This is a genomic window from Elstera litoralis, assembly GCF_000963705.1.
Taxonomy (GTDB): domain Bacteria; phylum Pseudomonadota; class Alphaproteobacteria; order Elsterales; family Elsteraceae; genus Elstera; species Elstera litoralis.
Genome location: NZ_LAJY01000070.1, coordinates 1 through 10351 on the forward strand (window position 1 = coordinate 1; position 10351 = coordinate 10351).

The following is a 10351-nucleotide window of genomic DNA, read 5'->3' on the forward strand; positions in this document are numbered from 1 at the left end:
ACCGCCTCCATCGTCACCGCGCTTTTGCACGATGTGATCGAGGATACGGAGGTTAAGCTTGCCGATATTGAAAAAGCCTTCGGCAAGGAAATCGGGCGGCTGGTGAATGGCGTCACCAAGCTGACGCGCATCGAATTGCAGTCGGACCAAACGAAACAGGCGGAAAACTTCCGTAAGTTCGTGCTGGCCATGTCCGAAGATATTCGCGTGCTGCTGGTGAAGCTGGCGGACCGGCTGCACAATATGCGGACGCTGAACTTCATTCCGAAGCCGGAAAAACGCTCGCGCATCGCCGCCGAAACTTTGGAAATCTATGCGCCGCTCGCCGACCGGATCGGCATGCAGACGATGAAGGACGAGTTGGAAGACCTCGCCTTCGCCCAGCTCAATACCGAAGCGCGCGCCTCCATCGTCAAGCGGCTCGAATATTTGCGCGGCGGCGGGCAGGATCTGATCCAGAAGATCATCGCCGAACTGCACGCCAAGCTGACCGAATCCGGCATCGAAGCCAAGGTGAAGGGGCGGGAGAAAGCGCCCTATTCGATCTGGCGCAAGATGCAGCATAAGAATGTCGCTTTCGAGCAGCTTTCGGACATTATCGCCTTCCGTGTCGTCGTACCGACCGCTGATAAATGCTACGAGACGCTCGGCGTGCTGCACGCGCTCTACCCCAGCGTGCCGGGGCGGTTCAAAGATTATATTTCAACGCCGAAGCCCAACGGCTACCGCTCGATCCATACCAGCGTGATCGGCCCGCAGCGCCAGCGCATCGAAGTGCAAATCCGCACCGATGCGATGGATGAAGTGGCCGAATATGGCGTGGCCGCCCACTGGCACTATAAGCGTCAAGGCTCCGATCAAGCCCTGGAGGGGGCGGAGAAAGCCATCATCCCGGCCCCGACGATGGGCGGGGCTAAGTCCGAAGGCGCGCAGTATCGCTGGTTGCGGGAATTGCTCGATATTCTCGAACACGCCTCCGGACCTGAGGAGTTTCTGGAACATACCAAGCTGGAAATGTTCCAAGATCAGGTGTTCTGCTTCACGCCCAAGGGCGAGTTAATCCAACTGCCGCGCGGGGCGACGCCGGTCGATTTCGCCTATGCCGTCCACAGCCAGATTGGCGATACTTGCGTCGGGGCTAAGATCAACAGCCGGATCGTGCAGCTGCGCTCGATTTTGCAAAACGGCGACCAGGTGGAAATCATCACCTCCAAGGGGCAAACCCCCTCGGCGGATTGGGAAGATTTCGTTGTCACCGGCAAGGCGAAAGCCCGCATTCGCCGCTATGTGCGCATTCAGCGCCGTGCGCAGTATATGACGCTCGGGCGCACGGTGATCGAAAAGGAATTCCGGCACGAAGCTATGCCTTCACCGAAAAAGCCCTGGAAGGGGTGCTGAAAACCCTGCAAGCCCCCACCATCGACGATCTCTATGCGATGGTCGGCGAGGGGCTGGTGACGGGCCGGGAAGTCATTCATACCGTCTTCCCCGGCACCAAGCCGACCGCGAAAAATCCGCCCTCGCCGATTGGCAAGCCCAAGCCGCGCAAAGAGGGCGGCGGGGTGCCCCTGCGCGGCCTGATCCCCGGTATGGCGGTTCATTACGCGCGCTGCTGCCACCCGCTGCCCGGCGACCGCATCGTCGGCATCGTCACCACCGGCAAGGGCGTCACCGTTCACACCATCGACTGCGTGAACCTCGAAGCCTTCTCCGACACGCCCGAACGCTGGATCGATGTGTCGTGGGAAACCGATACCAGTATGCCGGAGCATCATATCGGCCGGCTGCATATGATCGCCTCCAACGAGCCCGGCACCATTGGCACGCTGGGCACGGTCATCGGCAAGAATCAGGGCAATATCACCAACCTAAAGTTCGTCGCGCGCTCGACGGATTTCTTTGAGATTTTGGTGGACGTGGAAGTGACCGACGTGCGGCACCTGACGAATATCATCGCGGCGCTGCGGGCAACCCCGGCGATTAACTCTGTGGATCGGTCGCGGGGGTAGGGCTAGCGGATTTCGCTCAAGAGAGCCTGTGTAGAGGAAGATTCATACGGCGGTGAAGGACGCGTAGAATTTCCGTCGTACCATTCCGGCGACGATAGACAATGAAATGCTCTTCAATGGTAAGGATGCGGCACCCTGGCTGAAGATCATCCCGCGCCCGGCTCGCCGGTGTCATCGGGTCATCACTGAGGCGTTGGAAGGCTTCTATAAAGGCAGCGGCATATTTCCGCGCCTGTGCTTCGCCCCATTGCCGGGCCGTATACTCGGCAATTTCAACCAAATCTGCATCGGCTAGTCGGGTAAGGCGAAACCGCATAGGTCACCCCTGTCGGGGCTGGCGTGCTTGTTCAATGCCTTGCGCGAAAATCTCATCAAGGCTTCGGGAGGAGAAAATACCGGCATTCGCCTCGTCCACGCCGCATTGAACCGCCGCGCGCAACGCTCTGTCTTCCAGTTCGATTAGTTGCGCCTGGAGCGCCGCATTCAGAACGCTATCCACGTCCTGTCCGGTCAGGGCTTGCAGCCGCGCCAATCGCTCGGCAGTGGCATCCTGTATATCGATGCGATGCGTCATAGAGCCAAGTGTAATTACCCGCGGCGGCCCTGTCCATCTGAACCGGCCCTGCCCTATCCCTTCACCGTCTCACACCAAAACTTCGCCTTTTCCGCAACGAAGCGGTTAAGCCCCAGCGTCGGCGCGCAGGAGCCGCATTCGGCGATCATGCGGGCGGCGACGGCGGCGATGTCCGACGGCAGCGCGTCCGGCAACTCGCGAACAGGGCGGAAGCTGGCGGTTGCGTGATCGAAGGCGGAAAGCTCACCCGAAGTAAGGTCGAAGTACCAACCGTGCAGGCGTAAGGTGCCGGCGGCGACGGGTTCTCTAATCCACGGAAAACTCAGCAGGTTCGACAGCGAGACCAGCACGGCGGCCTGTTCCAGCGTGCGCCTTGCCTCGTCGGGCGGCAGGGTTCCCAGCAGCGGCTCCACCGCATCAAAGGCGGGCAGGGCGATTTTCACCCAATCGGAGAGAAATTCGTAGGCGCTGTCTTCTTGGTCTTCCCCAGCATCCACGGCGGCGCGCTGGCCCTGGGCACGGTCGCGCAGATGCATCAAGCCGCCGCACAGGGCGTGGCCGAGAATAACGATATGGCCGACACCAAGCCCCTTCACCCCGAATTCAAGCGCCGCCGAAGTCCCGTGATAGTGCCGGTCGGCCTCGCGCGGCGGCACGATGGCGGCGACGTTGCGGATGACGAAGAGATCGCCCGGCTCGGTGCGCGTCACGATGGCGGGATCGACGCGCGCATCGGAGCAGGCGACGATCATCACTTCCGGCGACTGGCCCTTTTGGCTGAGGTCGGCGTAAAGCTCGCGGTCGCGCTCGAAATAGTCGCGGCGAAATTCCTTAAAGCCCGTGACCAGCCGGGTGAGCACCTTATCGCGGAGATATTTTTGCACTGCATCATTCATGGGGAGGAGATTTCAGCGAATCGGCGCTGGGGTCAAGGGGCAGCTTACGGAAACCCCTGGACACGCCGCCCATCCGCCGTTAGGGTCCGCGCCCCTTTGGCACTCCCTTGGAGAAAGGTAGCGATTATGGCAGCGGGCGGGCTTGATTTCGGAACCTCCAACTCGGCCTTGGCGATTGTGCGCCAGGGTAAAGCCGAATTGCTGCCGCTGGAGCCGGATGCGCGCACCATTCCGAGTGCGCTGTTTTTCCAGTCGGAAGATAAAACGGTGGAAATCGGCAGCGCCGCCATGAGCGCCTATTTGGACGGCGAGCCGGGGCGGTTGATGCGCTCGCTGAAATCGGCACTCGGCACCAAACTGATTGAGGAAGAGACGGTCGCGCTGGGGCGGCGCTGGCGCTTTACCGATATTATCGCGCTCTACCTGCGCACGGTAAAGGCGCGGGCGGAAGCAGCGTTGGGCGAGGACATCACCCAACTCGTCCACGGTCGCCCGGTGCATTTCGTCAATGGCGACGAGGCCGCCGACCGGGAAGCCCAGAATGTGCTGGAAGATATCGCCCAGCACGTCGGTTTTCGCGAGGTCGTGTTTCAGTATGAGCCGATTGCGGCGGCATTGGCCTTCGAGCGGCAGATTGAACGGGAAACCCTGGTATTGGTGGCCGATATCGGCGGGGGTACGTCCGATTTTTCGATTATTCGGGCGCGGCCTGACCGCACGTCCGACGAAGATCAGGCCGAAGATATTCTGGCCAACGGCGGTTTGCGCTTGGGCGGGACCGATCTCGACCGCTTCCTGTCGCTCGCCGAGGTCATGCCGCTTTTGGGCTATCAGCAGCCTTTGCTGCGCAATGATCTAACGCCGCCGAACTGGGTCTACACCAAGCTCGCCACCTGGGCGGAAATTGCGTTTCTCTACGATCCAGCTCTCAGCCGGGAGGTGGTTCGGATGGCGGCGGAAGCGCGCGACGCAAAACCGCTCAACCGGCTGCATCGGGTTTTGGAACAGCGCGACGGGCATCGCTTGGCGGCCTCGGTGGAAGCCGCGAAAATCGCCCTATCGACGCAGGGCGATTACGCGATGCCGCTGGTCTATCTAGAAGATGCTTTGAGCCTGATGCTGAAGGTCGAAGCGCTGGAAGCGGCGCTGGCCGGGGCGGGGCGGCAGTTGACGGCGGAGGTTCACGCCTGCCTGAAAGCGGCCGGGGTTGCCCCTGGGGCCATCGATGCTGTTATCCTCACGGGCGGTTCTTCCTTGATGCCCCTCGTGCAGCGCGCGATCGCGGCAGCGGTGCCGGACGCCGCGATGACGCCCTTCGATGCCTTCGGCGGGGTAGCCTCTGGCCTCGCGTGGCAGGCTGAAAGACTGTTTAACTAGGCGGCGCGTCGAAAAGGGCTTTCCAAACACATAAAGATATATTTATATGTCCCTATGACGGATTTAGAGCCCCTCGACCTGCTTCTCGAACGCCTGCGCGCGGCGGCGGAAGAAACGCGCCTGCGCCTGCTGGTGCTCTGCGCCGATTCGGAACTGACGGTGAGCGATCTCACCGCGATTCTGGGGCAAAGTCAGCCGCGTGTCTCGCGTCATTTGAAAGTTCTCTGCGATGCCGGGCTGCTGGAGCGGTTCCGCGAAGGCTCCTGGGCGTTTTTTCGCCTCAGCCAGCGCGGGCTCGGGGCGACGCTGGCGCGCGGGCTGGTGGAGCGCTTGTCGCTGCAAGACGCGCAAATCCAGCTCGATCTTGAGCGGCTGCACACGGTAAAGCAGGCGCGCTCGGAAAGTGCCGCGCGCTATTTCGATGAGAATGCCGCCGACTGGGACCGCATCCGCACCCTGCATGTGGCGGAAAACGAGGTTGAAGCGGCGGTCGTGGCCCGTTTGGGCGCGGGGCCGTTCGGCGATATTCTCGATATCGGCACGGGAACCGGGCGCCTCTTGGAGGTTTTGGCCCCGAAGGCCGAGCGCGCCATCGGGCTCGATCTGTCGCGCGAAATGCTGGCGCTGGCGCGCACCAATCTCGATAAGGCCGGGCTGAAGAACTGCTCCGTTCGGCAAGGCGATCTTTATGCGCTGCCGTTTCCGGCGCAGAGTTTCGATGCGGTTACACTGCATCAGGTTCTGCATTATCTCGAAGACCCGGCGGGCGCGGTGACGGAAGCCGCGCGCGTGCTGCGCCCCGGCGGGCGGCTGGTGGTCGTCGATTTCGCGCCGCATGATCTCGAAGAATTACGCGACCGCCACGCCCACCGCCGCTTAGGCTTTCCGCAGGGCGATGTCGATACCTGGTGCCAAGTCGCAGGGCTGGAGCCCGAACCCTCGCAAGTGCTGCCCGGCAAACCCCTTACCGTCATTCTTTGGTCGGCCCGCCACACCGGGACCGCATCAAACCGTTCTTCTGCCCTGGAGTTATCCCGATGAGCGATTCTCTCGCTATTTCCTTCGAGTTTTTTCCGCCGAAGACGCCAGAGATGGAAGCCTCGCTGTGGTCGGCGGTTGAAAAGCTGGCCCCGCTCAACCCCAGCTTCGTTTCGGTGACCTATGGCGCGGGCGGCTCGACGCGCGAGCGCACCCATGCAACTGTACGCCGCCTGCGCCAGGAAACCAAACTGGAGCCCGCCGCCCATCTCACCTGCGTCGCCGCGACGCGGGAGGACATCGATGCAATCGCGCGGGATTATTGGGCCTCGGGCATCCGCCATATCGTCGCCTTACGCGGCGACACCCCGACGGGCGGGCCGTACGAGCCCACCCCCGGCGGCTATGGCTATTCGACCGATCTGGTCGCGGGCCTCACGCGCATCGCGCCGTTCGAAATTTCGGTTGCGGCCTATCCCGAAGGCCACCCGGAGTCAAAATCGCTCGACGCCGATCTCGACGTGCTGAAACGCAAAGTCGACGCCGGGGCGACGCGGGCGATCACGCAATATTTCTTCGAGACCGACCTGTTCGTGCGGTTTGTTGAGCGCGCCCGCAAGGCCGGGATTTCTATTCCCATCGTGCCGGGCATTCTGCCGGTAACGAACGTGGCGCAGGTGCTGAAATTCTCGAAAGCCTGCGGAACCTCCGTACCGCAGTGGCTGGCCGATACCTTCGACGGGCTCGATGCTGATCCCGAAACGCGCAAGCTGGTCGCGGCGTCGGTCGCGGCGGAACAGGTCTTGAAGCTCAAGGCCGAAGGCATTTCCGACTTCCATTTCTATACGCTGAACCGGGCCGACCTAACGCTGGCCCTCTGCCGCCGCCTCGGCGTTCGTGCCCCCGCTGCCGCTTAACCTTTTGCTGGAGAGAGATGCGCTATGAGTGATTTTCTGACCGCCCTCAAACAGCGGGTTCTGCTTTGCGACGGCGGCACCGGCGCGCTGGTGCAGGCAATGGATTTGGACGTGGACCGCGATTATCTGGGGCAGGAAAACTGCACCGAGATTCTGAATAAGTCGCGCCCGGATATCGTCCGCGAAATCCACGGCAATTATTACGGGGCCGGGTCGGATGTGGTCCAGACCAACAGCTTCGGCGGCTCGCCGATCACGCTAGCGGAATTCGGCTTACAGGATGAAGCCTTCGAGCTGAACCGCCTCGCGGGCCAGCACGCCAATGATACGCGCGACCAGTTCAAGGCCGATGGGCGGCAGCGGTTTATTCTCGGCTCCATTGGGCCGGGCACGCGCCTGCCGAGCCTCGGGCATATCGATTATCAGAGCCTTGAGGATTCTTTCTACATTCAGGCGGCAGGCCTGATTGCAGGCGGTGTGGATTCCATCCTTATCGAAACATGCCAAGATCCACTTCAGATCAAAGCGGCAGTCAACGGCACTAAGCGCGCCCGCAAAGAGGCCGGAAAACCCATCGGTTTGATGGTTCAGGTGACGGTCGAAACCACCGGCACGCTGCTGGTCGGCGCCGATATTTCGGCAGCCGCCACGGTGATTCATTCGCTCGATGTGGATGTTATGGGGCTTAACTGCGCCACCGGTCCGCAGGAAATGGCCGAGCATGTGAAATGGCTCGGTGAAAGCTGGCCGGGGTTGATTTCGGTGCAGCCGAATGCGGGCTTGCCGGAATTGGTGGACGGCAAAACCCATTATCCGCTGAGCCCGCAGGAACTGGCGACCTGGCTCGAACGCTTCATCCGCGAGGACGGCATCAATATGGTCGGCGGCTGCTGCGGTACGCGCCCAGACCATATCCGCGCGCTCGATCAAATGCTGCGGCGACTCGATACGCAAACCGGCAATTCCCTGGGCCGCCCGGTGCCGGTCGCGCGCAAGCCGCAGTGGGTGCCCTCGGTCGCCTCGCTCTATACGGCGGTGCCGCTGCGCCAGGAGAATGCCTATCTCTCCATCGGCGAGCGCTGCAACGCCAACGGCTCAAAGAAATTTCGTGAGTTGCAGGAAGCCGGCGATTGGGACGGCTGCGTTGCGATGGGGCGTGAGCAGGTGAAAGAGGGCTCGCACACGCTCGACCTCTGCACCGCCTTCGTCGGGCGCAACGAGATCGACGATATGACCCAGGCCGTCACCCGCATGCGCGGGTCGGTCAATGCGCCGCTCGTCATCGATTCCACCGAACTGCCCGTGTTGGAAGCCGCGTTGAAGCTCTACGGCGGTAAGGCCATTCTCAATTCGATCAACTTCGAAGACGGCGAAGTGCCTGCCGATAAGCGCATGGAACTGGCCAAACGCTTCGGCTCGGCGGTGATCGCCCTCACCATCGACGAAGAGGGCATGGCGAAGGACGTTGATCGTAAGCTGGAAATCGCCCATCGGCTCTATGATTTCGCGGTGAACCGTTACGGTTTGCCCGCGTCGGATTTGATGTTCGATCCGCTGACCTTCACCATCTGCACCGGTAATGAGGACGACCGCAAACTCGGCCTGTGGACGCTGGAGGCCATCGAACGGATTTCCAAGGAACTGCCCGAGTGCCAGATCGTCCTCGGCCTGTCGAATATCTCCTTCGGGCTTAACCCCGCCGCGCGCCATGTGCTGAATTCGGTGTTCCTGGATCACGCCGTGCGGCGCGGGATGACCGGCGCGATTGTGCATCTGTCGAAAATCATGCCGCTGCATAAAATCCCGGAAGAAGAGGTGAAGGTTGCCGAAGATCTGATCTTCGACCGCCGCCGCGAGGGCTATGATCCGTTGCAGGTCTTCCTTGGTCTCTTCGAAGGTCGGCAAGCGGCCGCGAAAGTTGTGCGCAAGCGCGCCGAAAGCGTCGAAGAGCGTTTGAAAGATCGGATTGTCGACGGCGACCGTTTGGGCCTTGAAGACGAGCTTGCCGAGGCGATGAAGTCCCATCCGCCGCTCACCATCATCAACAGTTTCCTGCTCGACGGCATGAAAGTGGTGGGCGAGCTGTTCGGCGCGGGCAAGATGCAACTGCCCTTCGTGCTGCAATCCGCCGAAACTATGAAAACGGCGGTCGCGTTTCTCGAACCCTTTATGGAAAAGATCGAGGGTCAGGAGAAAGGCACCATCGTGCTCGCCACGGTGAAGGGCGATGTGCACGATATCGGCAAGAATCTGGTCGATATCATCCTCACCAACAACGGCTACCGCGTGGTGAACCTCGGCATTAAGCAGCCGATTGCCAGCATTCTGACGGCGGCAAAAGAGCATAAGGCTGATGCTATCGGCATGTCCGGCCTGTTGGTGAAATCAACGGTTATCATGAAGGATAATCTCGAAGAGTTGCGCCGCGAGGGCATCGACGTGCCGGTGCTGCTCGGCGGCGCGGCGCTGACGCGCAAGTTCGTCGAAGAGGATTGCGTCACCGCTTACGGTGGCCAGCGCGTCGCCTATGCCCGCGACGCCTTCGATGGGCTCTCACTGATGGATAAGGTCGTCGGCGGCGATTTCGATACCTATGTTTCTGATACGCAGGAAAAGCGCGCGAGCCGCCCGACCCATACGAAACGCATTCTCGGTCAGGCTGCCAATGCCGAACGCCGCCCGGTCGATGCCGAGGAAATCCGCCTGCGCCGCCAGGAGCTTCACCGCGACGTAAGCCCGCCGGTGCCGCCCTTCTGGGGGCCGCGCGTGCTGGCGCGCGTGCCCGTGCCGACGCTGGTGCCGTATTTGAACGAAACCATGCTGTTTCAGTTCCAATGGGGCTTCCGCAAAATGGGCAAGTCGCTGGACGAGTTCAAAGCCTGGGCCGCCCAGGAAGTGAAACCGATCCTGAAACGCATGCTCGACCTCTGCCAGACCGACGATATTTTGCTGCCCCAGGCCGTCTACGGTTATTGGAAATGCGCGGGCGACGGGAACGATGTGGTGCTGTTCGAGGAAGATGGCACGACGGAAGCTGGGCGCTTCACCCTGCCGCGCCAAGCGGGCGACCAGGGCCTGTGCATTTCCGACTTCTTTCGCGATATTCACGACCCGCAGCGCGACGTGATCGGCCTGCAAGTGGTGACGATGGGGCAGAAGGTGGCCGATGTGGCGCGCGATTGGTTCGCCGAAAACCGCTATCAGGATTACCTCTATCTGCACGGGCTCGGCGTCGAGATGGCCGAAGCGATGGCCGAATACGTCCATAAGCGTATTCGTGGCGAGCTTGGTTTTGCCGCCGAGGATGATCGCGATATCGAGAAAATGCTAAAGCAGGGCTATCGCGGCAGCCGCTATTCCTTCGGCTATCCGGCCTGTCCCAATCTTGCGGATCAACATTTGTTGATGAAACTCTTAGGCGGCGAGCAGATCGGCGTGAACCTATCGGACGAAGATCAACTTCATCCCGAACAGTCAACCTCTGCCATTGTCGTACTACACCCGCAGGCAAAGTATTTCTCGGTTTAGCTTTGGGCCTTGCCTGTGGAGGGGGGAGGCGGGTATAACCCGCTCGCTATTTAAGTCTGACGAAGGGCGGGC

Annotated in this window: 7 protein-coding genes and 1 pseudogene; 5 read left to right on the plus strand and 3 right to left on the minus strand. The window is 61.2% G+C overall.

Annotated elements, in window-relative coordinates; genetic code table 11:
* Positions 1-2009: pseudogene (locus VZ95_RS03695) on the plus strand (RelA/SpoT family protein); the annotation flags it as partial.
* 16 nt (positions 2010-2025) lie between these two features.
* On the opposite strand, the gene VZ95_RS22710 reads toward VZ95_RS03695, so the two are convergent.
* Genes VZ95_RS22710 through VZ95_RS03710 form a run of 3 tightly spaced genes read right to left on the minus strand, consistent with a single transcriptional unit; the run spans position 2026 to position 3467 of the window.
* On the minus strand, positions 2026-2325 hold the full coding sequence (locus tag VZ95_RS22710; RefSeq protein ID WP_084627557.1) for a type II toxin-antitoxin system RelE/ParE family toxin: 300 nt from the start codon (positions 2323-2325) through the stop codon (positions 2026-2028).
* A 3-nt stretch (positions 2326-2328) separates the two neighbouring features.
* On the minus strand, positions 2329-2583 hold the full coding sequence (locus VZ95_RS03705; RefSeq protein WP_045774680.1) for a hypothetical protein: 255 nt from the start codon (positions 2581-2583) through the stop codon (positions 2329-2331).
* 53 nt (positions 2584-2636) lie between these two features.
* On the minus strand, positions 2637-3467 hold the full coding sequence (locus tag VZ95_RS03710; RefSeq protein WP_232302465.1) for a carbonic anhydrase: 831 nt from the start codon (positions 3465-3467) through the stop codon (positions 2637-2639).
* A gap of 138 nt (positions 3468-3605) precedes the next feature.
* Between VZ95_RS03710 and VZ95_RS03715 the strand changes: the two genes are divergently transcribed.
* Genes VZ95_RS03715 through metH form a run of 4 tightly spaced genes read left to right on the plus strand, consistent with a single transcriptional unit; the run spans position 3606 to position 10279 of the window.
* Positions 3606-4856 carry an Hsp70 family protein gene (locus VZ95_RS03715; protein WP_045774681.1) on the plus strand — a complete coding sequence of 417 codons (1251 nt, stop codon included), beginning with the start codon at positions 3606-3608 and terminating at the stop codon, positions 4854-4856.
* A gap of 54 nt (positions 4857-4910) precedes the next feature.
* Positions 4911-5897, plus strand: a complete 987-nt coding sequence (locus VZ95_RS03720; RefSeq protein WP_045774682.1) for an ArsR/SmtB family transcription factor — start codon at positions 4911-4913, stop codon at positions 5895-5897.
* A complete protein-coding gene (metF, locus tag VZ95_RS03725; RefSeq protein ID WP_045774683.1) occupies positions 5894-6751 on the plus strand; it encodes a methylenetetrahydrofolate reductase [NAD(P)H] in 858 nt (285 codons plus the stop codon). Before VZ95_RS03720 ends, metF begins: the two co-directional genes overlap by 4 nt.
* A gap of 24 nt (positions 6752-6775) precedes the next feature.
* Positions 6776-10279, plus strand: a complete 3504-nt coding sequence (gene metH, locus VZ95_RS03730) for a methionine synthase (RefSeq protein ID WP_045774684.1) — start codon at positions 6776-6778, stop codon at positions 10277-10279.
* Positions 10280-10351: the final 72 nt, after the last annotated feature.